Source organism: Cellulomonas composti, from assembly GCF_007990245.1.
Lineage (GTDB): Bacteria > Actinomycetota > Actinomycetes > Actinomycetales > Cellulomonadaceae > Cellulomonas > Cellulomonas composti.
This window is the reverse complement of sequence record NZ_BJWG01000002.1, coordinates 89,359-113,984: the sequence shown is the minus strand read 5'-3', so window position 1 is coordinate 113,984 and position 24,626 is coordinate 89,359. Positions and strand designations below refer to the sequence as shown.

Annotated in this window: 24 protein-coding genes, 2 tRNA genes and 1 other RNA gene; 17 read left to right on the top strand and 10 right to left on the bottom strand. The window is 73.7% G+C overall.

All coding sequences use genetic code 11. The features are described 5' to 3' along the window. Positions 1–8: 8 nt before the first annotated feature. Together CCO02nite_RS03110 and CCO02nite_RS03105 are read right to left on the bottom strand one after the other, a co-directional pair. A complete protein-coding gene (locus CCO02nite_RS03110; protein ID WP_146841587.1) occupies positions 9–2,165 on the bottom strand; it encodes an Ig-like domain-containing protein in 2,157 nt (718 codons plus the stop codon). A 405-nt stretch (positions 2,166–2,570) separates the two neighbouring features. Then, positions 2,571–2,655: transfer RNA gene (locus CCO02nite_RS03105), tRNA-Ser, on the bottom strand. Between the two features lie 113 nt (positions 2,656–2,768). Between CCO02nite_RS03105 and ffs the strand changes: the two genes are divergently transcribed. Then, an RNA gene (gene ffs, locus CCO02nite_RS03100) (signal recognition particle sRNA small type) lies at positions 2,769–2,865 on the top strand. Here the strand turns inward: ffs and CCO02nite_RS03095 are convergent. Further along, on the bottom strand, positions 2,861–3,289 hold the full coding sequence (locus CCO02nite_RS03095; protein ID WP_146841586.1) for an Lrp/AsnC family transcriptional regulator: 429 nt from the start codon (positions 3,287–3,289) through the stop codon (positions 2,861–2,863). The genes ffs and CCO02nite_RS03095 overlap by 5 nt on opposite strands. Positions 3,290–3,389: 100 nt before the next feature. Between CCO02nite_RS03095 and CCO02nite_RS03090 the strand changes: the two genes are divergently transcribed. The 4 genes from CCO02nite_RS03090 (at position 3,390) to CCO02nite_RS03075 (ending at position 8,239) form a co-directional block, all read left to right on the top strand. Further along, complete coding sequence (locus CCO02nite_RS03090; RefSeq protein WP_186812560.1) at positions 3,390–4,046, top strand: LysE family transporter; 657 nt, start codon at positions 3,390–3,392, stop codon at positions 4,044–4,046. A 46-nt stretch (positions 4,047–4,092) separates the two neighbouring features. Then, a complete protein-coding gene (locus CCO02nite_RS03085) occupies positions 4,093–6,816 on the top strand; it encodes a DNA polymerase III subunit gamma and tau (RefSeq protein ID WP_146841584.1) in 2,724 nt (907 codons plus the stop codon). Positions 6,817–6,892: 76 nt separating this feature from the next. Continuing rightward, on the top strand, positions 6,893–7,492 hold the full coding sequence (gene recR, locus CCO02nite_RS03080) for a recombination mediator RecR (RefSeq protein WP_146841583.1): 600 nt from the start codon (positions 6,893–6,895) through the stop codon (positions 7,490–7,492). Positions 7,493–7,657: 165 nt separating this feature from the next. Then, complete coding sequence (locus CCO02nite_RS03075; protein ID WP_146841582.1) at positions 7,658–8,239, top strand: DUF5063 domain-containing protein; 582 nt, start codon at positions 7,658–7,660, stop codon at positions 8,237–8,239. 48 nt (positions 8,240–8,287) lie between these two features. Here the strand turns inward: CCO02nite_RS03075 and CCO02nite_RS03070 are convergent, their stop codons facing one another. Next, on the bottom strand, positions 8,288–9,400 hold the full coding sequence (locus CCO02nite_RS03070; RefSeq protein ID WP_146841581.1) for an ABC transporter permease: 1,113 nt from the start codon (positions 9,398–9,400) through the stop codon (positions 8,288–8,290). Further along, positions 9,397–10,476 (bottom strand): ABC transporter ATP-binding protein, encoded by a 1,080-nt coding sequence (locus CCO02nite_RS03065; RefSeq protein ID WP_371862471.1) that lies wholly within the window; start codon positions 10,474–10,476, stop codon positions 9,397–9,399. The genes CCO02nite_RS03070 and CCO02nite_RS03065 overlap by 4 nt, the downstream gene beginning before the upstream one ends. A gap of 266 nt (positions 10,477–10,742) precedes the next feature. Here CCO02nite_RS03065 and CCO02nite_RS03060 point away from each other — a divergent pair, with 266 nt between their 5' ends. The 9 genes from CCO02nite_RS03060 (at position 10,743) to CCO02nite_RS03020 (ending at position 18,377) form a co-directional block, all read left to right on the top strand. Further along, the gene (locus tag CCO02nite_RS03060) at positions 10,743–11,438 is read left to right on the top strand and encodes a hypothetical protein (RefSeq protein WP_146841579.1); all 696 of its coding nucleotides are present in this window, start codon (positions 10,743–10,745) and stop codon (positions 11,436–11,438) included. Beyond that, a complete protein-coding gene (locus CCO02nite_RS03055; protein WP_146841578.1) occupies positions 11,429–11,746 on the top strand; it encodes a hypothetical protein in 318 nt (105 codons plus the stop codon). The genes CCO02nite_RS03060 and CCO02nite_RS03055 overlap by 10 nt, the downstream gene beginning before the upstream one ends. Before the next feature lie 31 nt (positions 11,747–11,777). After that, positions 11,778–12,494 carry a hypothetical protein gene (locus tag CCO02nite_RS03050; protein ID WP_146841577.1) on the top strand — a complete coding sequence of 239 codons (717 nt, stop codon included), beginning with the start codon at positions 11,778–11,780 and terminating at the stop codon, positions 12,492–12,494. Then, positions 12,491–12,916, top strand: a complete 426-nt coding sequence (locus CCO02nite_RS03045; protein WP_146841576.1) for a hypothetical protein — start codon at positions 12,491–12,493, stop codon at positions 12,914–12,916. The genes CCO02nite_RS03050 and CCO02nite_RS03045 overlap by 4 nt, the downstream gene beginning before the upstream one ends. A gap of 104 nt (positions 12,917–13,020) precedes the next feature. Next, on the top strand, positions 13,021–14,292 hold the full coding sequence (locus CCO02nite_RS03040) for an aspartate kinase (protein WP_146841575.1): 1,272 nt from the start codon (positions 13,021–13,023) through the stop codon (positions 14,290–14,292). Beyond that, positions 14,289–15,341 carry an aspartate-semialdehyde dehydrogenase gene (locus CCO02nite_RS03035; protein WP_146841574.1) on the top strand — a complete coding sequence of 351 codons (1,053 nt, stop codon included), beginning with the start codon at positions 14,289–14,291 and terminating at the stop codon, positions 15,339–15,341. Before CCO02nite_RS03040 ends, CCO02nite_RS03035 begins: the two co-directional genes overlap by 4 nt. Before the next feature lie 179 nt (positions 15,342–15,520). Then, entirely contained in the window at positions 15,521–16,906 is a 1,386-nt protein-coding gene (locus tag CCO02nite_RS03030) for a sensor histidine kinase (RefSeq protein WP_146841573.1), read from the top strand. Beyond that, positions 16,894–17,556, top strand: coding sequence for a response regulator transcription factor (locus tag CCO02nite_RS03025; RefSeq protein ID WP_146841572.1), 663 nt, complete (start codon positions 16,894–16,896; stop codon positions 17,554–17,556). The genes CCO02nite_RS03030 and CCO02nite_RS03025 overlap by 13 nt, the downstream gene beginning before the upstream one ends. Next, positions 17,553–18,377 (top strand): DUF4097 family beta strand repeat-containing protein, encoded by an 825-nt coding sequence (locus CCO02nite_RS03020; protein ID WP_146841571.1) that lies wholly within the window; start codon positions 17,553–17,555, stop codon positions 18,375–18,377. Before CCO02nite_RS03025 ends, CCO02nite_RS03020 begins: the two co-directional genes overlap by 4 nt. A gap of 56 nt (positions 18,378–18,433) precedes the next feature. On the opposite strand, the gene CCO02nite_RS03015 is transcribed toward CCO02nite_RS03020, so the two are convergent. From CCO02nite_RS03015 to CCO02nite_RS03005, 3 genes are all read right to left on the bottom strand, one after another. Beyond that, a tRNA-Pro gene (locus CCO02nite_RS03015) sits at positions 18,434–18,507 on the bottom strand. Between the two features lie 54 nt (positions 18,508–18,561). Then, on the bottom strand, positions 18,562–19,515 hold the full coding sequence (locus tag CCO02nite_RS03010; protein WP_246117308.1) for a metallophosphoesterase: 954 nt from the start codon (positions 19,513–19,515) through the stop codon (positions 18,562–18,564). Continuing rightward, a complete protein-coding gene (locus tag CCO02nite_RS03005; protein ID WP_146841570.1) occupies positions 19,512–21,974 on the bottom strand; it encodes a penicillin-binding protein in 2,463 nt (820 codons plus the stop codon). The genes CCO02nite_RS03010 and CCO02nite_RS03005 overlap by 4 nt, the downstream gene beginning before the upstream one ends. 278 nt (positions 21,975–22,252) lie before the next feature. On the opposite strand from CCO02nite_RS03005, the gene CCO02nite_RS03000 reads away from it, so the two are divergent. The 3 genes from CCO02nite_RS03000 (at position 22,253) to CCO02nite_RS02990 (ending at position 23,221) form a co-directional block, all read left to right on the top strand. Further along, a complete protein-coding gene (locus tag CCO02nite_RS03000) occupies positions 22,253–22,510 on the top strand; it encodes a WhiB family transcriptional regulator (RefSeq protein WP_146841787.1) in 258 nt (85 codons plus the stop codon). A 70-nt stretch (positions 22,511–22,580) separates the two neighbouring features. Further along, positions 22,581–22,736, top strand: a complete 156-nt coding sequence (gene sp36 / locus CCO02nite_RS02995; protein WP_146841569.1) for a Sp36 family protein — start codon at positions 22,581–22,583, stop codon at positions 22,734–22,736. Beyond that, positions 22,736–23,221: a RidA family protein gene (locus tag CCO02nite_RS02990; RefSeq protein ID WP_146841568.1), complete on the top strand. Its 486-nt coding sequence runs from the start codon at positions 22,736–22,738 to the stop codon at positions 23,219–23,221. Before sp36 ends, CCO02nite_RS02990 begins: the two co-directional genes overlap by 1 nt. 22 nt (positions 23,222–23,243) lie before the next feature. On the opposite strand, the gene CCO02nite_RS02985 is transcribed toward CCO02nite_RS02990, so the two are convergent. Then, on the bottom strand, positions 23,244–23,921 hold the full coding sequence (locus CCO02nite_RS02985; RefSeq protein WP_146841567.1) for a Crp/Fnr family transcriptional regulator: 678 nt from the start codon (positions 23,919–23,921) through the stop codon (positions 23,244–23,246). A gap of 146 nt (positions 23,922–24,067) precedes the next feature. Continuing rightward, positions 24,068–24,478, bottom strand: a complete 411-nt coding sequence (locus tag CCO02nite_RS02980) for a hypothetical protein (protein WP_146841566.1) — start codon at positions 24,476–24,478, stop codon at positions 24,068–24,070. Between the last annotated feature and the right edge of the window lie 148 nt (positions 24,479–24,626).

The following is a 24,626-nucleotide window of genomic DNA, read 5'->3' as shown; positions in this document are numbered from 1 at the left end:
GTAGGGAGTCATGCCGCGCGCGGGACACCACCGTCAGCCGGACGGGCGACGGCGCCCGTGACGACGATCGAGCTCTTCGTGGTGAGCGGGCGCAGGTTCGCGTTGCCGGAGTAGACCGCGAGGATCTGCCCCGCGGGCAGCTTCGCGACCGGGATGCGCACCGAGCGCGTCAGCCCGCTCCCGGTCAGCTGCACGTCGCGCGCGACCGTGGCCGAGCCGATGCGCAGCGTGACCGAGCCGGTGCCGGGCTGCGCGCCGACGCCGGTGACCCGCACCGTGACCGTTGACTGGGCGTCCTTCGTCGTGGACGTGCTCGCGACCGTGACCCGTGGTGTCGCCTTGACCACCCGCAGCGTCGTCGTCGTCGACGAGGCGCGCCGTCCCGCGGAACCCGCGTACTTCACGGTGAGCGTGCGCGTCCCGGCGCCCCAGGAAGCGGGGGTGCGCAGCGTCGCGGTGCCGGCCGACGTGAGGGTCTTCGCCGTGACCTTCTCACTGCCGGACCAGAGCGTGACCGTCCCGGACGGCGTGCCCTGTGCGGCGCTCACCCGCACGGTGACCTTGCCCTGGGTCCCGTACGTCGCGTCCGCGGCGCTCGCGGTCACGGACGTGACGGACTTCGCGGGCACGACGAGGTTCGCGCTGCCCGTCGCCGGCCACGAGCTCGCCGACCCCGCGTAGGAGGCCGCCAGCGCGAACGTGCCGGGTGCGAGCGCGCGTGACGAGGTCCAGGTCGCGCGACCGGTCGCGTCCGGCGTCAGCGTCTGCGCCGTCCCGCCGTCGAGCGAGACCGTCAGCGCGCCGTACGCGCCGCCTGTCACGCTCGGGTCGTCGATCTGCACCGTCGCGCGGCCGCGCGCCCCCGCCAGAGCAGTGACGGGGGTGACCGTGAGCGCGGGCACGGCCTTGCCCGTGCGTGACCAGCGGCTGCGCGGGGCGTCGCCCGTGCCGCCCGTCGTGATGCGCACCGTCGCCGAGGTGGTGGTCGTCGAGACGACCTGCACCGCCACGCGGCCCTCGTCGTCGACGAACCACTCACCCGCGCGGTAGGTCGCCCAGACCTCGGTGCCGACCACAGGCGTCGCGTGCGTGACCAGTCCGCCGGAGGTCCAGGTCGAGACGTGCACGCCTGCCCCGTGGTACGTGCCGTCCCACTTGGCGTCCTTCGACGACGCGTAGTACGTGCCCGCGTCGTCGCCCGTGCCCGAGCGGAACTCGACGTACCACGGCGTCCCCGTGCCGGGGTCGACGACCTTGACGGCGTTGAGCGTCCCGGCGCCCTGGGCCGTGATCGTGACGGTCTGCGTCGAGCCCCAGGTCAGGTCTTGTCGGTGGGCAGCGGCGTCGGGTAGCGCGAGCTGGTCCCGGTAGCCGGCGTCGAGCTTGCCGGGCAGGTAGGAGTTGATCGACAGTGCCATCGGTCCGTACAGCGCCCAGTACTCGCGCGACGTCCTGCCGTCGTCGAGCCAGGCGTGGTTCAGGCCGAGGTTGTGCCCGACCTCGTGCGCCGTGGCGGAGAGCAGCGTCGTGCCGACCAGCACGTAACCGCCGCCCAACGTGCCGAGGCCGAACGTGCAGCCCGACCCCGCGGGCAGGTACACCAGCAGGTGGTTCGACCAGTTCCACGCGACCCCGGGGAACTTCGCCGCAGCGGCGTTCCACACGTCCCACGCGGAGGCCTCGCAGCTGCCGGGGTAGCTGAGCGTCGTCGCGCCCGCGGTGTCGAACGACTCGATCGCCCCACCGCCCTCGCGCTGCCAGTACGCGGTCATCGCGCTGGTGCTCGCCTGCGCAGCCGCGAGCGAGATGTCGTCGGTGCGGGTGCTGTCGTCGATCGCGACGACGTACGCGTGCATCGGCCCCGGCGTCCTGGTCTGCGCCTCCGCGACGACGCTCGCGCGCACCGCCTGCTCGCCCGCGAACGTCACCGACGCCTGCGCGCCCGGCGTCGCATCGTCCGGCACCGCCGCCGCGTCGAGCTCCTGCAGCGTGCCGTCGTCGCGCTGCAGCAGCCACTGCTCGGGGTGGTCCGCCTCCGCGGGCACCTGCAGCAGGTGCCCGTCGATGGTGCGCACCGGCGCGGCCTGCGCCCCTGCCGTCCCACCGGCGACCAGAACCGCGCTGACCAGCAACGTCACGGCGGTGCGCCGCGTGCGAGCACTCATGGACCCGAAGCGTACGGGCGCCCGCCCCTGACCCTCGTCACACGCGCCTCTCGACCAGGACGACGTCGGGCCAGCCGGCCGCGGCAACTTCATGCCGGTACCGGCAGGATATTGCTGATGACGGCAAGATGATGCCGGAACGGCCACCCTCGACGGGCGGCAGCTCCCGTCTGACTTCTGGTCATGCGTGATCCGCAGCTCCGGCCTTCTTCAGCACGGCGGTTCCGCTGCGGCATCGTGGCCTGGCCTCTCGGAGCGGTTGTTCAGCTCACTCCGAGTAGCCCTTGTACTCGAGGGCCTGAACTGCAACCACAGCTGCAACCACGGCTCGTCGGGCCGGTCGGGAGCGAGAACGACGAAGGGCCCCGAACCTGCGTTCGTGCAGGTCAGGGGCCCTTCGGTGCGCGGAGGATGGGGGATTCGAACCCCCGAGGGTGTTACCCCAACACGCTTTCCAAGCGTGCGCCATAGGCCACTAGGCGAATCCTCCTGGCCGAGAGAGGATACCGGACGCCCGCGACGGCTCCGAATCGGTCGCCGTCGGCCACGCGTGCGGTGGACGGCGGCGTCCGGGCGGGTCGATGCGCTGGGTTAGGCTTGGCGGCAGACCCCTCGTGCGGCGTCATCTCGCTGAACTCCCCCAGGGCCGGAAGGCAGCAAGGGCAGGTGAGCTCTGGCGGGTGTGCGGGGGGTCCTTACGTTCCTCGCAGCGCGAGCCGGGTGAAGGTCTGGGCGGCGCCGGCCGCGCGCTTGAGCCGGCGGACCAGGGCGTCGAGAGCGGCGGGGTCGCGCACCACGGCGTGCAGCAGGTAGTCGTACCCGCCGGTGACGTGCACGGCGTCGAGCACCTCGTCGAACCCCGACGACAGGGCCGCCGTGAACGCCTCGTTCGTCGTGCCGTCCGCGAGGCGGACCTCGACGAAGACCTCCAGACCCGCCGCCGACGAACCGGCCGACGAGCCGCGCACCACGGTGAACCCGCGGATCGTGCCGTCCGACTGCATGCGCCGCACGCGCGCCGCGGCGGCGTTCGCTGACAGCCCGACTCGCTCGCCCAGCTCGCGGAACGGCACACGCGCGTCCGCGGTCAGCTCACGGAGGATTGCGTCGTCGAGGGCGTCCACGACGACGATTCTGGCGGCTCTGATTCGTATCCGCACGTCTCACCGCGGGAATCGCGGCGGCCGGGTCGCTCGACGGCCGCAGCACACGAGCATGGGCGCCATGTCCGACGAGACCGCACGTGCGCTCGTCCTCGGGCTCACGGCCGGGCTCGCGGTCGCGATGCCGCTCGGGCCGGTCGGCGTGCTGCTGCTGCGCGAGGCACTGCTGCGCGGGCGGCTCGTCGCGCTCGCGGCCGGTGCCGGCGTCGCGACCGTCGATGCCGGTTACGCCGTGGTCGCGGTGGCGGCCGGCGTCCCGCTCACGCGGCTGGCGGCCGATCGGCTCGCGGTGCTGCGTGTCGCCGGGGCCGCGGTGCTCGTCGTCGTCGGGCTCGTGCTGCTGGCCGGGTGGTGGCGGACACGTCGCCCGGGTGCGGACGCGCTGTCCGACGAGGGTGCGCCGCAACCAGGCGGCGCGTGGCGGGCGTACGCGCGGTTCGTCGGGCTCACCGCGGTCAACCCGGCGACGGCTCTGGTGTTCGCCACGGTGGCCGTCGGCCTCGTCGCCGGGCTGGGCGACTCGGGTGCGCGGCTGCCGGCGGAGCTTGCAGTCGCGTTCGTCGGGGGCGTGCTGGTCGCCTCGGCGGCGTGGCAGAGCGTGCTCGCGCTGGTCGGGGCGTGGGCGGGCGACCGGCTCGACGCGCGCGTGCGGGCGTGGGTGACGCCGGTGGGCGGGCTGCTCGTCGTCGGGCTCGGGCTGGCGGTCCTTGCAGGCTGAGGACGGGGCTGCCCGCGTGTCGGTGCGGGCGTCTAGGGTTCGGGGGGTGACGACAGCCCTGTACCGGCGCTACCGGCCGGAGACGTTCGCCGAGGTGATCGGTCAGGACCACGTCACGGCCCCGCTGCGCCAGGCGCTGCGCTCCGGGCAGGTCAACCACGCGTACCTGTTCTCCGGTCCGCGCGGCTGCGGCAAGACGACCAGCGCGCGCATCCTCGCGCGCATCCTCAACTGCGCGCAGAACACCGAGGCCTCACCGAGCGACACCCCGTGCGGGGTGTGCGAGTCGTGCGTCGAGCTGGCGCGCGGCGGTCCGGGCAGCCTCGACGTGGTCGAGATCGACGCGGCGAGCCACGGCGGTGTCGACGACGCTCGGGAGCTGCGTGAGCGGGCCACGTTCGCCCCGGCGCGCGACCGGTTCAAGATCTTCATCCTCGACGAGGCACACATGGTCACGACGCAGGGCTTCAACGCCCTGCTCAAGATCGTCGAGGAGCCGCCGCCGCACATCAAGTTCGTGTTCGCGACCACCGAGCCGGACAAGGTGATCGGCACCATCCGGTCGCGCACGCACCACTACCCGTTCCGGCTGGTCCCGCCGGACGTGCTGCTGCCCTACCTGGATCAGCTCTGCGCGGCCGAGAACGTACCCGTCGGCGGCGGTGTGCTGCCGCTCGTCGTGCGCGCGGGTGGCGGTTCGGTGCGCGACACGCTCTCGGTGCTCGACCAGCTCATCGCCGGCTCCGGCGAGGCAGGGATCGAGTACGCGGGCGCCGCGGCGCTGCTCGGCTACACCCAGTCCTCGCTGCTGGACGACCTGGTGGACGCGATCGCCGCGCGCGACGGCGGTGCGGCGTTCCGCGTCGTCGAGCGCGTGATCGCGACCGGTCACGAGCCGCGCCGCTTCGTCGAGGACCTGCTCGAGCGGCTGCGCGACCTCATCGTGATCGACGCCGCGGGTGAGGCCGCCGGAGCCGCGCTGCGCGGACTGCCGGAGGACCAGCTCGCGAGCATGCGCGTGCAGGCGACGCGGTTGGGCCCGGCCGAGCTGTCCCGGTCGGCGGACCTGGCCAACACGGCACTGACCGAGATGATCGGCGCCACCTCGCCGCGGCTGCACCTCGAGCTGCTCATGGCCCGGCTCCTGCTGCCGGCGGCCGACGACTCGCGCACCGGCGTCGCGGCGCGGCTCGACCGGCTCGAGCGGGGGGCGCCCGCACCCGTCGCGGCCAGCGCCCCGCCCGCCCCGGCCGAGCCTGCGCCGACCTCGACTCCTCCCTCGCCGAGCGGAGGCGCCGCAGCGGTGCGCGCGGCGCTCGCCGCCCGGCGCGGGGACGGCGAGCCCGATGCGCCCGCGCAGGGCCGCACGGTTCGTCCCGCGCAGCCGCGGCCCGCCGCCGCGACTACGGTCGCCGCCCCGGTGACTCCCGCCGTCGCACCCGCGGCTCCCGTCGTCTCCGAGGACCTCGCGCCGGCCGAGGCGTCGGGGGTCGTCGCACCCGCGTCCGATGCTGCGGCGGAGCCCGCCGCTCGGACGGATGCATCGCCGGACGGGACCGGGCCGGACGAGTCGTCACCGAGCGCTGCCGCACCCGCCGCCGCTGCACCAGCCCCCGCCACACCCGCCGCCGCCACACCTGCCGTCGCCACACCTGCCCCCGCCGCGACTGGCGCGCCCGCGAGTGCCTCGGGCGAGACCGAGGTGCTGCGTCGACGCTGGCCCGAGGTGCTCGACACCGTTCGCCGCCTGCGCAAGGTGACCGGCGCTCTCGTCGATCCGAGCAACGTGCAGGTGGCGGAGCTCGACGCGACCACGCTCCGGCTGGCGTTCAGCACTCCCGAGCTCGCGAACACGTTCCGCAACGGGCAGCACGCGGACGTCGTCGCCCGCGCCGTGCACGAGACTCTCGGCTTCGACGTGCGGGTGGAGGCCGCCGGCGACGGTGCCTCCCCGTCGCCGCACAGCGGGCCCGCGCGTGGTCCGGCGCCGTCCCAACGGCCCACCGCGGCGCGCTCGGGCGCCGGCCCGGAGGGGCGTACCCCGTCCTCGCGTCCCGGGAGCGCGGCCGGTCGCGAGACCTCCCGGCCGGGCGAGCCCGACGACGAGGAGGGCCACCGGCGGCCGTCGACCGAGGAGCCCGTCGAGCCGGTGACGGCCGCACTCGCGACGTCGAGCGACGAGCCCGCCGAGGTGATCGCCGAGCCCGCGGCGGTGATCGCCGCGTCCGAGGCGCCCTCGGAAGCGGCGGAGTGGGAGCCGCCCGAGGAGCCCGAGGACCCGTGGTCCGTTCCCGGCGTCGTCTCGCCGGCGCAGGCCGCCGCGTCGTGGGGCGATCCGCCGCCGCGCCCGGCACCGGGCGCCTCGACGCCCGCGCGCGCTGCCGAGCCGGGGCGCTCCGGCTCCGCGACGCCCGCACCTGCGCGCTCGACCCCGGCGCCCGCCCGCGCGGCGGCGACGCCCCGCAGCGCAGGCTCGGGCGCAGCCGCAGGCTCTGGCGTGGGCGCAGGCTCGCGCGCTGCTGCCGCGTCGGCACCGAGTGCGACACCGGCGGGCGCTGCGGCGATCGAGCGCGCGCGACGGCTCGCGGGAAACGCGTCGAGACCGTCGACATCGACGGCCACGACCGCGCCGACGAGCGACCCCTACGACGAGCTCTCGCCGGACGACCCGGATGTCGCGTCCTCGGGCCTCGTGGGCGCGCCGCTCGTGGCGCAGCTCCTCGGCGGCACGGTGATCGACGAGCAGCTCGACGACCCGACCGCGAGCTGAGCGCGGCGCCAGCCCGAGCATCGGGTCCTGCGCGGCGCGGCGGGCGCCGTGGGTGCGGGCACGTACGCTGGGCGTCGTGTACGAGGGCGCGGTCCAGGATCTGATCGACGAGCTCGGGCGGTTGCCCGGCGTCGGTCCCAAGAGCGCCCAGCGCATCGCGTTCCACCTGCTGTCGGCGGACCCGGCCGACGTGCGGCGGCTGGCCGACGCGCTCATCGAGGTCAAGGAGCGCGTGCGGTTCTGCGACACCTGCGGCAACGTCGCGCAGGCCGAGCAGTGTCGGATCTGTCTCGACCCGCGTCGGACGCCCACGGCGATCTGCGTCGTCGAGGAGGCCAAGGACGTCGTCGCGATCGAGCGCACGCGCGAGTTCCGTGGGCGCTACCACGTGCTCGGCGGGGCCATCAACCCGATCGCGGGCGTCGGACCGGACGACCTGCGGATCGCGCAGCTCCTGCGCCGGCTCGCGGACGGCGTGGTCACCGAGGTCATCCTCGCGATGGACCCGAACGTCGAGGGTGAGGCCACCGCGACCTATCTCGCGCGGCTCCTGCTCCCGATGGGGCTGACGGTCAGCCGGCTCGCATCCGGCCTGCCGGTGGGCGGCGACCTCGAGTACGCCGACGAGGTCACGCTCGGCCGAGCCTTCGAGGGCCGCCGGCTGCTGTCGGCCTGAGCCGGTCGGCCTGAACCCGTCGGCCTGAACCGGTCGGTCGGCCTGAGTCTGTCGGTCGGCCTGAGCCGGTCAGTTGGCGGCGCGAGCCCGCCGCTGTCTCGTCCGAAACCGTCCGCGGTGCGAGCCCCGGATGACACGCGGCGGCTCGTCCCGGACGATGGGGACATGGCTTCGCACCCCGTCGTCCGACCGCCCGACTCCGACCTGACCGCGATCGCCGAGGCGATGGCCCTCGAGACGCGCGCATACCTCACCACGGTGACCGAGGTCGCCGCGGGGACCAACCCCGAGGCCGCGCTCCCGTTGTTGCTGCTCGCGGTCTCGGACGTGATCGCGGCCGGTGCGCGACTGGGTGCCACGCAGGACGTCGTGCCGCTCGAGCGGTTCGAGCCGGACGTCGGGCCGGACCCGGACGTCGAGCCGCTGCGCGCGGGCCTGGCGAACGCGTTCGAGGGCATCGACGAGTACGTCGAGGTCGTCGACCCGCTGCTCGGTGCCGAGGTCGGTCCTGCGACGGTCTCGGGTGACCTCGTCGCGATCGCGGGTGCGCTCGCGCAGGGGCTGCGGCACCACCAGACCGGTGGCGTGCTCGAGGCCCTGTGGTGGTGGCAGTTCTCCTACCTGTCCGACTGGGGCGAGCGGGCCTCCAGCCTGCTGCGCACCCTCCAGGTGATGCTCGGGCACCTGCGGCTGGACGTCGAGGACGACGTCGCAGCCGAGGCCGAGTACGACGCGCTGCAGCCCTGACGGACCCGCGGGCGGCCCGCCGGTGGGACCGGGCGGGTCGCCGGGCGGTCAGGCGACGCGCGTCCCGCGGGGGAGCGTGCGCCGGGGGACCGTCAGGCGACGGATCGCGACGACGAGGCCGGCGGCGCCGAGCAGCAGGTTGGCGGCCAGGCCCCACGGCCACACCGGCGCCGTCACGGCGTCCTGCGACGGGAAGCTGTCCGGGTCGTTCCAGCATTCGTTTAGCCCTGCGGTCGGCCCGGAACGCACCTGGCGGACCACGTCACGCAACCCGCCGAGCGCGTCGCCGTCCGAGGCGCCCTGCGAACTGCTCGCGGGCGTCCCGGCGCCGTCGGCGGTGATGACGAACGGGTTGATCGCGAGCAGCCACCAGGTGCGCTCGGTGTGGCCGACGCTGCGCTGCTGCGTGGTCCACTCGCAGGTCATGTCACCTTCGCCGGTCCACGAGGCGGGCATCGACCAGACCTGCACCTGTTCGTCGTGCGAGACCGCCGGGTAGGTGAGCCCGAACAGGAGCGGCGCGAGGAACGTCGTGGCGGCCACGACGACGAAGGTGAGCACGGTCGAGCCGGCACCGCGCGCGACGAGCGCGGACATCCCGAGCCCGATCGCGCACACCGACGCCAGCAGCAGCGAGACGATCAGCACGACCCGCAGCAGGGAGACCCACGGGGTGCTGCCGGTCGCGATGGCGAACGCGAGGAACGGCGTGCTCGCGACGAGGAAGGCGCACGCGGCGACCCACGACGCCAGGACCTTGCCGAACGCGATCTCGGCCGGCGTGAGCAGCGTGACCTGCAGCGTCGCGAGCGTGCCCGCGGCGCGGTCGCCGTTGACCGACGTGGAGGACAGCGTGGGCGTCACGAGCAGACCGAGCCCGAGCACCAGGAACACGACCGCCGAGTAGAGCAGCGCGCCGTGCTCGTCGCTCAGCGACGAGTCGGACGTGCCGAAGAGCTGGCCGATCGCGCCCGAGATCAGCACGGTGATCGCGCCGATCACCACGACCCAGACGATCAGCGCCACCACCCAGCGCGTCGAACGCACCCGCTGACGCAGCTCGAGCGCGGCGACGGTCCGCACGCCGTGGGCGGACAGGCCCCACACGTCGCGCGCGCGGGTCGTCTCGGTCGAAGGGCTCTCGTCGAGCGTCGTGGTCATCGCCGTTCCTCCTCGAGGGCCAGGTAGGCACGTTCCAGGGCGCCCGTCGCGGGTGCGATCGAGACGAGCGGCACCCCGGCCGCGACAGCGTCGCGCACGAGAGTGGCCGCACCCTCGTCGCCCGCGACCTCGAGGTGCACACCACCCGCCCCGGGCGGGTCGCCGACGGTCGCGGCGGCCTCGTCGTCGGGACGCCACGCGGCGCCCACCGAGGTGAGCCAGCCGGTGAGCGTCGCGAACGAGAGCGCGCGCACGTGGTAGGTGCGCCGGGAGTCGCCCGGGGCGGACCCGAACCCGCCGGCCGGCGCGTCGATCGTGCGACCGCGCGAGAGGAACACCGCGTCGTCGCACATCTCCTCGAGCTCGGTCAGGACGTGGCTCGAGACCAGTACCGTGCAGCCCTCGTCGGCGAGGCGGCGCAGCAGCAGCCGCAGGTCGACGCGCGAGCGGGGGTCGAGGCCGGACGCCGGCTCGTCGAGGAGCAGCACCTGCGGCTCGTGCACGAGCGCGCGGGCCAGGCCGAGCCGCTGCTTCTGGCCACGCGACAGCACGCTCGCGGGGCGCTGCGCGTACTCGGACAGGTGGACGGTCGCGAGCAGCTCGTCGACCCTCGCCCGGGAGCGTCCACCGGGCATCCGGTAGGCGGCGGCGAACGTCGTGAGCACCTCGCGTGCCGTCAGGGAGTCCCACGTGCCGAAGGCGTCGGGCATCCAGCCGGTGCGGGCGCGGGCCGACGGCCCCTGTGTCACGGGGTCGAGCCCGGCGACGCGCGCCTCGCCCGAGTCCGGCACGAGCAGGCCCGCGAGCACGAGCAGCAGCGTCGTCTTGCCGCAGCCGTTCGGTCCGACGAGGGCGGTGACGGCGCCGGGCCGGGCGTCGAACGTGACCCCGTCCAGCGCCTGCACGGTGCCGAACGCGCGTCGCACGCCCCGCACGCTGATCCCGTGCGCCGACGAGGGCGGTGCAGAGAGTGCCGGGGCAGGTGGCGGCGGCGAGACCGACGTGGCTGCGACGGAGGCGTCCCTGCCGGCCGCGTTGCCGGCCGGTTCGTCGGGTGTTGTCGTCATGCTCGGCACGCTACGAAGTCGCGCGAGCGGGGGCATCCGACCGCGGGATGACTCCGCGGGCCGCGGCGTGCGACCGGACGGGTACGCAGTTGTGGAGGAACGTCAGCGACAAATCGGGCGGGTTGATACGGTGCAGGCGCGACGGCGACGAAGGGGGACACGTGCAGGAGCCGACACGATCGGAGCTCGACCGGCTCGCCGAGGCGACCGCCCGAGCGGCGGCGCCATTCGGGCGGTCCGCGACAGGGCCGTCGAGGGGGCAGGACGGTGCGGGCGTGGTCGAGGTGGGGCTGGACGCCGCCGGCCGGGTGACCACGGTCCGGATCGCGACCGGCTGGGACCAGGAGGTCGAGCCGGCTCTGCTCGGCGCGGCGGTCCTGGAGGCCGTGCAGGCGGCCGGTGTGGCCCGGTTGCAGGCCTGGGGCGAGTCGGTCGTCGAGACGGACGGGCCGCCGCCCACCCCCGCGGCACCGGTGCCTCCCGACACCGCGCCGGTCGACCGCCTCAAGGCCGCTCTGACAGCGGGCGGCGACTCCGTCCCGCCCGACGTCCTGCAGGCACTGGTGGCGACGTTCCGCGAGGTCAACGACTCGGTGCGCGGTCTGCGCGCGCAGCTCGACGCGACGGTCGCCGCGCAGTTCGTCGGACGTAGCCCGGACGGGCACGTCGAGGCGGCGGTCAGCGGCCTCGGCGCGCCGCTCGCGATCCGGTACGACGAGTCGTGGCTTGCGCGGGCGCACGCCGCGAACGTCGCGCACCAGACGCTCGAGGCGCTCCGCGAGGCGGGCCGGGCCGCGGCGGGGCACGACCCCGCCGCGATCGTCGCCGACAGCCCCGTCGGGCGGCTGTCGCGGGCGATGGACGACCCCGAGGCGTTCGTCGCGAGCCTGCGCCGCAACGCGGCGGACACCACGACGGCCGAGCCGGCCGGCACCAGTCGCGCAGGAACCGAGGAGGAGCAGTGGACCTGACGATCGCGCTCGAGGCGCTGACGGAGGACGCCGGCCGCTGGCACGAGCTGTCCGAGGTGCTGGACGCGGCGAGCAAGACCGCCGCGACGCTCACGGCCACGGACGTCCAGCTGTCCTGGGCCGCGGTCGACAGCGGTCTCCTCGACGTGTACTCGCGGGCGGTGTCGACGATCTCGAGCCGTCTCGGTGAGGGCCGCGTCGAGACGGACCTCATCGGGACCACGCTCATCGAGGTCCGCGACGCCTACGCCGCGAGCGACGAGCGCGCGCGGGCGACGTACGCGGGCATGTGGACCCCGCGCGAATGACCACCGGAACGGGATCGACGAGGGGGACGACATGGACGCGAACGCACTCCTGAAGGAGCTCGAGCAGCTCGTGCAGCAGCTCCAGGAGGCGGTGCAGGACCTCTACGAGCAGGTCAGCGAGACGATCGGGCGGATCCCGGACTGGCTCGGCTACCTGCGCGACCGGCTGCTCGACGCCTGGGACTGGCTGTGCGAGAAGCTCACCCCGCTGTGGGACTGGATCGCGCGGTACTTCAGCAGACCCGGCGACCCGGGTGCCCTCCAGGCGCTCGCGGGCCGGTGGACGAACGAGGTCGGCCAGCCTGTGGGCGGTGAGGCCACCGTGGCGGACGCCGGCACGCTGCTCGCCGACGACGTGTGGGTCGGCATCGCGGCGGACCGGTACAAGCAGGCGCTCGGTCCGCAGCGCGCGGCGATCGCCGCGGCGAAGACCAGCCTGGCCGACACGATGAGCAAGGCCCTGGGGGCCGTCGCGACCGCGTTGTGGGTGGAGTTCGTGGCGGTCGGCGTCGCGTTGGTCACGCTGCTCGGGTTGGCGGCGACGGCGATCGCGGCGGCGTGCGGCGTGTTCACGGCGCCGGCGGCCCCGTTCGCGCTCGGGGTCGGCGTCGCGGCGTTCCTCGCGGCGACGACGGCCGCCGGCATCAAGCTGAGTGTCGACTCCGGCAACGCGAAGTCCGACATCGAGCGAGGCCTGGCCGACGCCGCGTTCGGTGGGGGGTCGTGGCCGAAGGCGGTCGTGTCGTGACCGACGAGCGGCGCCTGACGCCCGGTCGCCGTCGCGCGTTCGTCGTCGTGGTGTGGCTGGTCGCCGTGCTGCTGGGCGGGATCGCGCTCGGTGTCCTCGCACTGGCTGCGACGGACTCCATGGGCCCGGGTGCGGGGGCGCTGGCCGTCGTGCTCGTCGTCGCGGCCGCGGTCGCGGTGCTGTGCGCGGTCTCCGTGACGGCACCCCGCGCGGGCGGCAGGTGGCTCGACGACCTGGTCCCGACGGCGTTCGTCGTGGCCGTCGGCGGCATCCTCGCGATCGTCGTCGCGGCCCTCGTCGGGGAGGGTGGGGCGCTCGCGCTGCTCGTCGCCGCGCTGCCCGCGGGCCTGACGGTCGTGGTGCTCGCACTCACGTGCCGGCCGTTCCGACGAGCGCTGCGCGAGGTCGCGACCACATCCTGATATCGCTGGCGTCCGCCACGCGGTCGTGGCTACCATCGCCGCGACCTACAAAGACCCGGCGGGCCGTTGAGACAGACGGCGACCGGCGACAGATGGAGCAGCACGTGGCACTTGTCGTGCAGAAGTACGGCGGTTCGTCCGTAGCGGACGCCGAGAGCATCAAGCGGGTCGCGAAGCGCATCGCAGCGGCCAAGCGCGCCGGGGACGACGTCGTCGTCGTGGTCTCGGCCATGGGAGACACCACCGACGAGCTCATCGATCTCGCCCGGCAGATCAGCCCGGTGCCCCCGCAGCGGGAGATGGACATCCTCCTGACCGCGGGTGAGCGGATCTCGATGTCGCTCCTCGCGATGGCGATCAACAACCTCGGCGTCCGGGCGAAGTCCTTCACCGGACAGCAGGCGGGCGTCATCACCGACGCGGTGCACGGTCGCGCGCGCATCGTCGACGTCGTGCCGACGCGTGTGCGCGAGACGGTCGACAAGGGCCAGGTCGCGATCGTCGCGGGCTTCCAGGGCGTCACGGAGTCGACGAACGACGTCACGACGCTGGGCCGCGGCGGCTCCGACACCACGGCGGTCGCGCTCGCGGCGGGCCTGGGTGCCGACGTCTGCGAGATCTACACCGACGTCGACGGCGTGTTCACCGCCGACCCCCGCATCGTCCCCTCCGCCCGCAAGCTCGACCGCGTCTCCTACGACGAGATGCTCGAGCTCGCGGCCTCCGGCGCCAAGGTGCTCGTGCTCCGCTGCGTCGAGTACGCCCGCCGCTACGGCGTCCCCATCCACGTGCGCTCGTCGTTCTCCAACCACCCCGGCACGCTGGTCACCAACGAGAAGAGCGAGGACCCCACCGTGGAGCAGCCGATCATCGCGGGCGTCGCGCACGACCGCTCGGAGGCCAAGATCACCGTCGTCGGCGTGCCGGACGTCCCGGGCAAGGCGGCCCGGATCTTCCAGGTCGTCGCCGGCGCCGACGTGAACATCGACATGATCGTGCAGAACGTCTCGGTCGCCGCGACGGGGCTCACGGACATCTCGTTCACGCTGCCCGCGGACGACGGGGTGGCCGCGATGTCGGCGCTCACCGAGCGTCAGCCCGACATCGGCTACCACTCGCTGCAGTACGACGACACGATCGGCAAGCTGTCGCTCATCGGCGCCGGCATGAAGAGCCACCCCGGGGTCTCGGCGCGGCTGTTCGCCGCGCTGAGCGATGCGGGCATCAACATCGAGATGATCTCGACCTCGGAGATCCGCATCTCCGTGGTGACCCGGGCGGACGACCTCGACGACGCGGTGCGCGCGGTGCACACGGCGTTCGAGCTCGACTCCGACCAGCAGCAGGCCGTGGTGTACGGAGGGACCGGACGATGAGCGGGCAGGGTGTGCGGGTCGCCGTCGTCGGCGCGACCGGCCAGGTCGGCGCCGTGATGCGCCGCCTCCTCGACGAGCGCGACTTCCCGGTCGCCTCGATCCGGTACTTCGCGTCGGCGCGCTCGGCGGGCACGACGCTGCCGTGGCGCGGTGCGGACGTCGTGGTCGAGGACGTCGCCACCGCCGACCTGTCGGGCATCGACATCGCGTTGTTCTCGGCCGGCGGCGGCACGTCGAAGGAGCACGCCCCGCGGTTCGCTGCCGCGGGCGCGATCGTCGTCGACAACTCGTCGGCCTGGCGGCGCGACCCGCAGGTGCCGCTCGTCGTGTCCGAGGTGAACCCGGACGCGCTCGACGAGATCCCGCTGGGGATCGTCGCGAACCCCAACTGCACGACGATGGCGGCGATGCCCGTGCTGCGCCCGCTGCACGCCGAGGCCGGCCTGCGGCGGCTCGTCGTGTCCACCTATCAGGCGGTCTCCGGCTCGGGCCTGGCCGGCGCCCGGGAGCTCGACGGCCAGATCCGCGCCGCGGTCGAGCAGGACACGCTCGGGCTCGTGCACGACGGCTCGTCGGTCGCGTTCCCCGACCCGGTGAAGTACGTCGCGCCGATCGCCTTCGACGTCATCCCGCTCGCCGGGTCGATCGTCGACGACGGGCTGGGCGAGACCGACGAGGAGCAGAAGCTGCGGCACGAGTCGCGCAAGATCCTCGACGTGCCCGGCCTCCTCGTCTCGGGCACCTGCGTGCGCGTCCCGGTGTTCACCGGGCACTCGCTGTCGATCAACGCCGAGTTCGACCGGCCGATCTCGCCCGAGCGCGCACGCGAGCTGCTCGCGGACGCGCCCGGCGTCCAGCTCGAGGACGTGCCGACGCCGCTCAAGGCCGCGGGCAGCGACCCGTCGCTCGTCGGCCGGCTCCGGGCCGACGAGGGCGCGCCCGAAGGCCACGGCCTGGCGTTGTTCATCTCCAACGACAACCTGCGCAAGGGTGCCGCCCTCAACGCGGTCCAGATCGCCGAGCTCCTGGCTGCCCGCCTGAACCGCTGACGCCGCCGCTCGACCTCGAGTGCGCCAGGCGCGCGCGAGGGCGCCACGTCCTGCCGGCGCCCACGCGTGCGGCCGGCGTCCTCGGGGAGCGGTCCGGCGCGTCGGTAGGGGAGTCCCTACCGGGGACCGGTGGGACGGCGGGATGTCCCCGGGCGAGCCGGGCGCCCTAGGTTCGTCGCATGACCTTGCACCTGGCCCCGGCACCGACGCAGACCGGTCCCGTCGTCGGTCCCTGCCCGTCGACCGCGTACGACCTCGGGACCGTCGCGCCCGCGCTGCGCGGCGGTCGCGAGCTCGCGCTGGCGCCGGTGTCGGGGTCGACCTGGCGGGCCGTCGCGCAGACGATCGTCGGCTGGCCGTGGCTGCTGGCAGTCGGGGTGCTCCTCCTGGCCTGGATCCCGACGAGCGTCTCGCTGGTCCTGGTCCTGGGGCTGGGCCTGCCGATGCTCGTCCTGTCCCAGCTCGTGATGCGGTGGTTCGCACGCGTCGAGATCGCTCGCCTCGCAGCCCAGACCGGCGCGATCGTGCAGCCGCCCGTGCACCCGCGCGGCGGACCGGGCTTCTGGTCGAAGCTCCTCACGCCCCTGCGTGACGGCCGCGCCTGGGCGGCGAGCGGGTACGCGGTGCTCTCGGTCCTCACGAGCTCGTTCGCGTTCGCGCTGGTCGCCGGGTTCGGTGGCGCCGCGGTCGCCGGCATCCTGGCGCCGGCCTACGGCCCGGGTCCGGTGCTCCAGGACTGGTCCGGGCTGTCGCGTGGGGCGTTGTCGCTCGTGCTCGTCGGGGCCGGTGTCGTGGCCCTGTGGCTCGCGGCCCTCGCCGCGCAGGGCGCGTCGCTGCTGCAGGTCCGGATGGCACGCGGCCTGCTCGGCAGCCCAGTCGCCGCGCAGCAGGTGGCGCTGGCCGATGCGGCACGCGAGCGCGCCGAGGAGCGTGCCGCGCACGTCGAGGTCACCCGCGACCTCGTCGTGGGCGCCGCCGACGACGAACGCCGCCGCATCGAGCGCGACCTGCACGACGGCGCGCAGCAGCGGCTCGTCGCGCTCGGGCTCGAGCTCGGCGCGGCCAGGCGGCGCAGCTCGTCGGACCCGGAGGCGGCCGCCGCCCTCGAGTACGCGCACCGCGAGGTGCAGGAGACGCTCGCCGAGCTGCGCGACCTCGTCCGCGGCATCCACCCGGCGGTCCTGACCGACCGTGGACTCGACGCCGCGCTGAGCGCGCTCGCCTCCCGGTGCCCGGTCCCCGTCACGGTCCGCACGCCCGACGACGACACGCTCGCCCGCTGCGGGTCCGCGGCGCAGGCCGCCGCGTACTTCGTCGTCGCCGAGGCCCTGACGAACGTCGCGAAGCACGCCGCCGCCACGCGCGCGGACGTCACCGTGACGTGCGCGGACGGCCGGCTGCGCCTCGTGGTGCACGACGACGGACGAGGCGGTGCCGTCGCAGCACCCGGCTCCGGGCTCGACGGGCTGCGCGCCCGCGTCGCGGCGCTGGACGGCACGTTCGACCTGGCCAGCCCCGCCGGGGCCGGCACGACCCTCACCGTGGAGCTCGGATGCGCATCGTGATCGCGGAGGACTCGGTCCTCCTGCTGGACGGCCTGACCAGACTGCTGACCGCCGAGGGGCACGAGGTGACGGGCTACCGCACGGCCGACGAGCTGGTCGCGGCGCTCGGCCCGGCCGCCGCGACGCCCGACGTGCTGGTCACCGACGTGCGGATGCCGCCGTCGCACACCGACGAGGGGCTGCGGGCGGCGATCCACCTGCGCAGCCTGCACCCCGGGCTGCCGGTGCTCGTGCTCTCGCAGTACGTCGAGCAGCGCTATGCCCGCGAGCTGTTCGCGCGCGACGTGCGCGGCCTGGGCTACGTGCTCAAGGACCGGGTGACCGACGTGGACGAGCTGCTCGACGCGATCGCGCGGGTCGCAGCCGGTGGCACCGTCATCGACCCGGAGGTCGTCGCGCAGATCATGGCCCGCGCGACCCGCACCGGGCTCGAGGACCTCACGCCGCGCGAGCGCGAGGTCATGGCTCTGATGGCCGAGGGTCGCTCCAACTCGGCGATCGCCGACCGGCTCGTCGTCGGGCTGCCGGCTGTCGAGAAGCACGTCACCTCGATCCTCACCAAGCTCGGGCTCCCCCCGGACTCCGACGACCACCGTCGCGTGCTGGCCGTGCTGCGCTGGCTCGAGCACCGACCGAACGGAGAGTCATGACCACCGCCGTGCAGGCCCCCCTGCCCACGACCCCGCCCACGACCCCGCCGCCCGCGGACCCGCGGCGCTCTTCGCTCGGGCGCACGCTCGCCTGGGTCGGCGGCGCGATCGGCGTCGTCGTGATCCTGGACGCCTCGATCAGCTTTGCGAGCCTCGTCGCCCGCCAGGAGGTGTCCGCCCAGGAGACGCTCGCGGCCGCCGCGACCGTCGAGCTCGTCGCCGACGGCGACGTGACCGTCACCGCTGCAGCCCCCGGCTCCGACGAGGTCGTGGTGGACCGCAGCGCGCGCTTCGCGTTCTCCGACCCGACCTGGGTCGTCCAGGAGTCCGCCGACCGTCTCGTCGTCTCCTACCGCTGCACGTGGCGCAACGTGTCCAACTGCGACACCGCGCTGGACGTGACGCTCCCCGCGGACACCGCGGTGGTGGTGCGGACCTCGAACGGCGCCGTGCGCGCCGAGGGCATCGTCGGCGACGTCGACGTGCGCACCAGCAACGGCGCCGTCGAGGCCACGGGACTGGGCGGCGACGCGACGCTCCGCACGAGCAACGGGCGTGTCACGGTCGAGGACGTCGCGGGCGACGTGGTGGCCGAGTCGAGCAACGGCGCGGTCGAGGTCGCGGACGCGCGGGCGAACATCCGGGCCACGACGAGCAACGGCCCCGTGGTGGTGCACGGCACGGGCCTGCCCGTGGCGCTCGACATCGACACCTCGAACGGTCGTGAGGTCGTGGAGGGTCCCACCGACCCCGCCGCCGACATCCACGTCTACATCCGGACGTCCAACGGCCCGGTCAGCTACCTGGGCCCGCGCCGCTGACACCCGAGAACGAGTGAAGGCCCTGGTCCGATGACCAGGGCCTTCACTCTTGTGCGTCGGGGTGGCGGGATTCGAACCCACGACCTCTTCGTCCCGAACGAAGCGCGCTACCAAGCTGCGCCACACCCCGTGGAGCCTCGCAAGGATAGCCGACGAACCCGCGACTCACGAAACCCGGTGCGGGTCAGCCCGGCACGGCCGTGAGCGTCAGGAGCGTGGCCTCCGGCCGGCACGCGAACCGCACCGGGGCGTACGGCGAGGTGCCTAGTCCGGCGCTCACGTGCAGCCAGGTGGAACCCGCTCCGCCGGGGGCGTCGGGCCGCGGACCGGGCCAGCCGTGCAGGCCCTTGGCACGTGCCGGGTCGAGGTCGCAGTTGGTCACGAGCGCGCCCCAGAGCGGTACTGCGAGCTGGCCGCCGTGCGTGTGGCCGGCGATCACGAGGTCGGCGTCGTCGTCGTGCATCGCCTCGAGGATGCGGCGATACGGCGCGTGCGTGACGCCCAGGTGCAAGTCCACGGGCTCGTCGGCGCGCGTGCGGGCGTCGTCGGGGCCGCCGGCGGGCGGCATGCGGTCGCGGTCGAGGTGCGCGTCGTCGGTCCCGACGAACGAGATCCGACGACCGTCGACGTCCAGGACGCCGCGGCGGTTGTCGAGGTCGAGCCAGCCGGCCGAGGTCAGCCGGCGGACCAGCTCGCGCCAGGGCAGCTGGTGCGGCGGGCGCGCGGGCGCACGGCGGGCGTCCGGGAGCAGGTAGCGCGCCGGGTTCTTCGGCTGCGGCGCGACGTAGTCGTTCGAACCGAGCACGAAGACGCCGGGCCGGGCCAGCAACGGCTCGAGCGCGGTCATGAGCGGACCCATCGCGTCGTCGTGCGCCCAGTTGTCACCGGTGTCGACCACGAGGTGCGGGTCGAGCGACGCGAGGTCGCGCACCCAGGCCACCTTGTCGGGCTGCGACGGCGTCAGGTGCAGGTCCGCGACGTGCAGCACACGCAGCGGCGCCTGCCCGGGCGGCAGCACCGGCACGCTCACCTCGCGCAGCGCGTACCACCGAGCCTCGACGAACGACCAGGCCAGTGCGCCGGCGGCCAGGGCCGTCGCCGCGCCCACCAGCCGCGCGGCGCTGGCGGCTGGGCTCACCCGTTGCCCCACCCGCCGTCGCCGGGACCGCCGCGGTGATCGTCGTCGCCACCGTTGTCCGGCGGGCCGCACGAGTCGGGGTTCTCCTGGCACGGGTCCGGCGGCTGGAACTTCGAGCCGTCGGACAGGTACAGGGTGATGACCGAACCCTTGACGGCCCAGCTCGCCGGGTTCTGCTTCGCGACGAGGCCCTCCTGCAGGTCGGACGAGACCTTCGAGCTGGAGACGTACACGCGGAACCCGCGCTCCTCGAGGACGGACCGTGCGTCGGACTCGCTCAGGCCGATGACGCTCGGCACGGAGATCCGGTGCCCGTAGACCTGGTCGTCGTCGGGTGCGGGGAACGAGCCGACGTCCTGGCCCGCGGTCGCGGCGTCCATGAACGCGCGCCAGCTCGGGGCGGCGATCGACGAACCGTACGGACCGGAGTAGTACGTGTGGCCGTTGATCGTCGCGCCGTTCATCGAGTGGAAGCCCTCGGGGTAGCCGACCCAGACGGCCGCGGCGAGCTTCGGGGTGTACCCGACGAACCAGGTGTCCTCGTTGGCCGACGTCGTGCCGGTCTTGCCGGCGGCGGTGTAGTCCGGGTAGCCGAGCGAGCTCGCCGTGCCCTGCCAGACGTGCTCGAGCGCGTAGTTGACCGCGCGGGCGTACTTCGACTCGATCGCCTGGTGGCAGTTCGCGTCCGGGACCGCGAGCGAGTTCCCCTCCGGGTCCGTCACGGACAGGATCGCGACCGGCGTGCAGTACACGCCGTCGGCCGCGAAGGCCGCGAACGCGGCGGACATGGCCAGGGGCGTCACCGAGTCCGAGCCGATGACGTTGGCCGGGAGCGCGGGGATCGGGGTCGTCGCGTTCTCCGTGTCGGCCGAGCGGTACACGCCCAGGTCGGCCGCGTCGGACATGATGTTGCACAGGTCGAGCTGCGCGGCCATCGCGATGTAGCCGGAGTTGACCGAGTTCTCGGTCGCCTCGAGGACCGTCATCGGGCGCCGCGTGCCACCCTCGGAGTTGTTGAACTTGTAGGTCCCGGGCGCGAAGTTCCCGCACGAGGAGTTGAACTCCGTCATCTCGTACGACATCTTGCTGGCGTCGATGGTCTCCTCGAGCGCGTGCCCGGCCTTGAGCCACTCGAGCAGCGTGAACGGCTTGAACGTCGAACCGGGCGCGAAGCCCGTCGAGCTGCCGTAGGTGTACGACGTCGAGTAGTTGACGGAGGTGTCGCGGGGCCCGACCGTCTGCGTGTTGTTGTAGTTGCGGTTCTGGGACATCGCGACGATCTGGCCCGTGCCGGGTTCGACGACGACGATCGCCGTGCCGACACCGGACGGGTCGTTGACGGAGACGCCGGCCTTGACCGCGGTGTCTGCCTGCAGCTGGTTCTCGGGGCGCAGCGTGGTCGTGATCGTCAGACCGCCGCGGTAGAGCCGCTGGAGCCGCTCGTCCCGGGTCTTGCCGAACGCGGGGTCGTCGCGGATGACCTTGGTGACGTAGTCGCAGAAGTAGCCGGACCCGGGCACCGACGTGTAGGTCGACATGCAGCCGCGCTTCGGCTCCTGCGGCACGAGCGTGTCGGCGATCGGGGTCGCCTTGCCCGCCGTGTACTGGGACTTGGTGATGTAGTCCTGCTCGTACATCGTCAGCAGCACGACATTGCGCCGCTCCTGCGCGTTCGCCGGGTTGAGCAGCGGGTCCCAGTGCGACGGGGACTGCGTGATGCCGGCGATCGTCGCCGCCTGCAGGTAGGTCAGATCGGCGGCCGGGACCGAGAAGTAGCGCTCGGCTGCGGCCTCGACGCCCCAGACGGAGGCACCGAACTGCGCGATGTTGAGGTAGCGCTCGAGGATCGCGTCCTTCGTCATGGTCTTCTCGAGCGTGATCGCCAGCTTCGCCTCGCGGAGTTTGCGCGCGATGCCCTCGGTGCCCTCCGCCTCCCGCGCCGCCTCGATCGCGCGCGCCTTGGCCGCGTCGTCCTTCTCGTCATCGGCGGCTTCGATCAGCACGTTCTTCACGTACTGCTGCGTGAGCGTCGAGGCGCCTTCCTGCGAGGTGTTCGCGGCATTCCGCACGGCGGCGCGCAGCATTCCCTGCACGTCGACGCCCGCGTGCTCGTAGAAGCGCTTGTCCTCGACCGCGATCACGGCCTTCTGCATGATCGGCGCGATCTCGGTCAGCGGCACGACGACGCGGTTCTGGTAGAAGACCGTGGCCAGCAGCGTGCCGTCAGCCGCCAGGATGCGCGACTTCTCGGGCAGCTCACCCTGGTCGAGCTCGGTCGGCAGGTCGTCGAACGCCTCGGTCGTCATGTTGGTCACGCCGTTGGCGATCGCGACGCCGGGCAGCACGAGACCGGCGGTGAGGACGCCGCCGACGGCAGCGACGAGGACGAAGGAGAGCAACAGCGCCAACGCCTGGAACACGTTGACCTGTCGCCCCCGCGAACGAGCAGGCTTCGGCATGCCGTCAGGGTAGTCGGCCGACCTCGGCGACCGCTCCGTCGTCGTGCCGAACGAGCGATCCTGCACCGGACCTGCACATCGCTTCCGGGCGGCCGTCGCAGACCGCCAGGACGGGGTTGGTCCGCTCGGTGGAATGACCCGAACGGAGTCTCGTCAAGAGTGCAGGTCAGACGCTACGTTGCCCCAGGGAGTCGTGCGCAGGGGCGGACCGGCCGCGCGCGAGCGCCCACAGGGGAGGGACTGCTGTGGTTTCGGCACGCGACGGCCACTGGACGGCCATGGCGTCCTGCGGCGCGGGCAAGATGCCCCCCGACGACCTGTTCGTCGAGGGCCCTGCGCAGCGGGAGGCACGCGCGGTGTGCATCGGCTGCCCGGTACGGCTGGAGTGCCTGGCGGACGCGCTCGACAACCGGATGGACTTCGGGGTGTGGGGCGGGATGACCGAGCGGGAGCGGCGTGCGCTGCTGCGTCAGCGCCCCGAGGTGCGGTCGTGGCACTCGGAGCTCGTGCTCGACGACGAGCTCGTCTCACCCTGAGGCCCCGCGCCGCCGCGGCCGAGCCGCCCCAGCCGCGCAGCCCCGGCCGCGCCGCCGCTAGGGTGTGCCCATGACCAGGTGGGAGTACGTCACGGTTCCGCTCCTCATCCATGCCACCAAGGCGATCCTCGACCAGTGGGGTGCCGACGGCTGGGAGCTCGTCCAGGTGGTGCCCGGGCCGGGTGACGGCCTCGTCGCCTACCTCAAGCGGCCCAAGGAGTCCTGATGGGGGCCGCGCAGCGGCTCGCCGAGCTGGGGTTGACCCTGCCGACGGTGGCCGCGCCGCTCGCGGCCTACGTCCCTGCCGTGCGCACGGGTTCGTACGTCTACACGTCGGGCCAGCTCCCGTTCGTCGCGGGCGCGCTGCCCGCGACGGGCAAGGTGGGCGCCGAGGTCACGTCCGACGATGCGGCGGGGCTCGCGCGCATCGCGGGGCTCAACGCGCTCGCCGCGGTCGCCGCACTCGTCGAGCGGGAGGGCGGGCCGGCTGGTGCCGACGCGCTCGACACCATCGCGCGCGTGGTCAAGGTCGTCGGGTTCGTCGCGAGCGACCCGGCGTTCACCGGGCAGCCGGCCGTCGTGAACGGCGCGAGCCTGCTGCTGCACGACGTCCTGGGGGACGCGGGCGTGCACGCGCGCTCGGCCGTGGGCGTCGCGGTGCTGCCGATGGACGCGCCCGTCGAGGTCGAGATCGTCGTCGAGCTGCGCTGAGCGGTCGGACGTCCGGGTGCGCTCAGCGCGCGCGGCGCTCCAGCCGGTCGACGTCGAGCAGGACGACCGCGCGGCCCTCGCGACGCACCCAGCCGCGCGCCGCGAAGTCCGCGAGTGCCTTGTTGACGGTCTCGCGCGACGCCCCGACGAGCTGCGCGAGCTCCTCCTGCGTGAGGTCGTGCGCCACGCGGATCCCCTCGTCGACGGGCTCGCCGAAGCGGGTCGACAGGTCGAGCAGCGCCTTGGCGACACGGCCGGGGACGTCGGAGAACACCAGGTCGGCCAGCGCCTCGTTGGTCCGGCGCAGCCGGCGTGCGAGCGCCTGCAGGAGCTGCTGGGCGACCTCGGGGCGGTCCTGCAGCCAGGCGATCAGCTCGCTGTGACCGAGCTCGACGACCACGGCGTCGGCGACGACGGTCGCGGTCGCCGTGCGCGGGCCCGGGTCGAACAGCGACAGCTCACCGAACATCTCGCCCGGGCCGAGCACCGCGAGCAGGTTCTCACGGCCGTCGTTGGAGCGCCGACCGAGCTTGATCTTGCCCTCGCGCACGACGAAGAGGCGGTCGCCGGGGTCACCCTCGTGGAACAGCACGTCGCCGCGCTGGACGGCGATCGCCGTCATGCTCGCGACGAGCGCGAGGGACGGCTCCTCGTCGAGGCCGGCGAACAGGGGAGCCGACAGGACGACGTCGTCAGCCACGATGGGCACCTCTTCCTTCGAACGGGAGCGTCGCTGGTCAGCGGCGTGCTCGACGTCAAGTGTGCCCCATCTCACCCGCCGCGTCGGTGCGATGGCCCGTGTCCGGGCACGCCGGAATACCCGGGGTGCGGGCGGCGGCTCGTCCGTCAGCCTCCGCCGAGCGGTTCGCCTATCCAGTCGGACGTGAGGGCGGGGTCGACCGCGAGCCGTGCGATCAGCCGGTCGGTCGCGCGGCACAGGGCGTCGCTGACGCCCTGCTCGTAGTGCTCGAGACGTGCGTCGAGCTTGCGGAGCGCGTCGAGGTGCTCGAGGTCGTTCGACGACGACGGCAGCACGTCGCACAGCTCGCGGGGCCCGGGCACCGCGAGGCTCACGTCGAGCGGCAGCTGGAACGCGACGTCCTCCCCGAGGTTGCGGGGTCGGGCGGCGCTGGCGACCGCGAGGTCGAGCCGGGCCCGGACCAGCCGCCGCCACCAACCGACCCTGGCCTGCTCCTCGCGCAGCGCGGTGCGGTCCAGCCGCAGGTCGCGCACCCGGGGCTCCACAGGTGTCGTCACGCGTGTCCTCCTCAGGGCGGTGGTGCTCTGCCGGAAGATTCGGACAGAACGACCGCGTACTTGACCCCGAACGCCGAGTGACCTCGGGAATCACCCCACGGGAGCAACGGCGATCCACGTATGGGGTGTGCCCCAGGGCGTCGCGCGG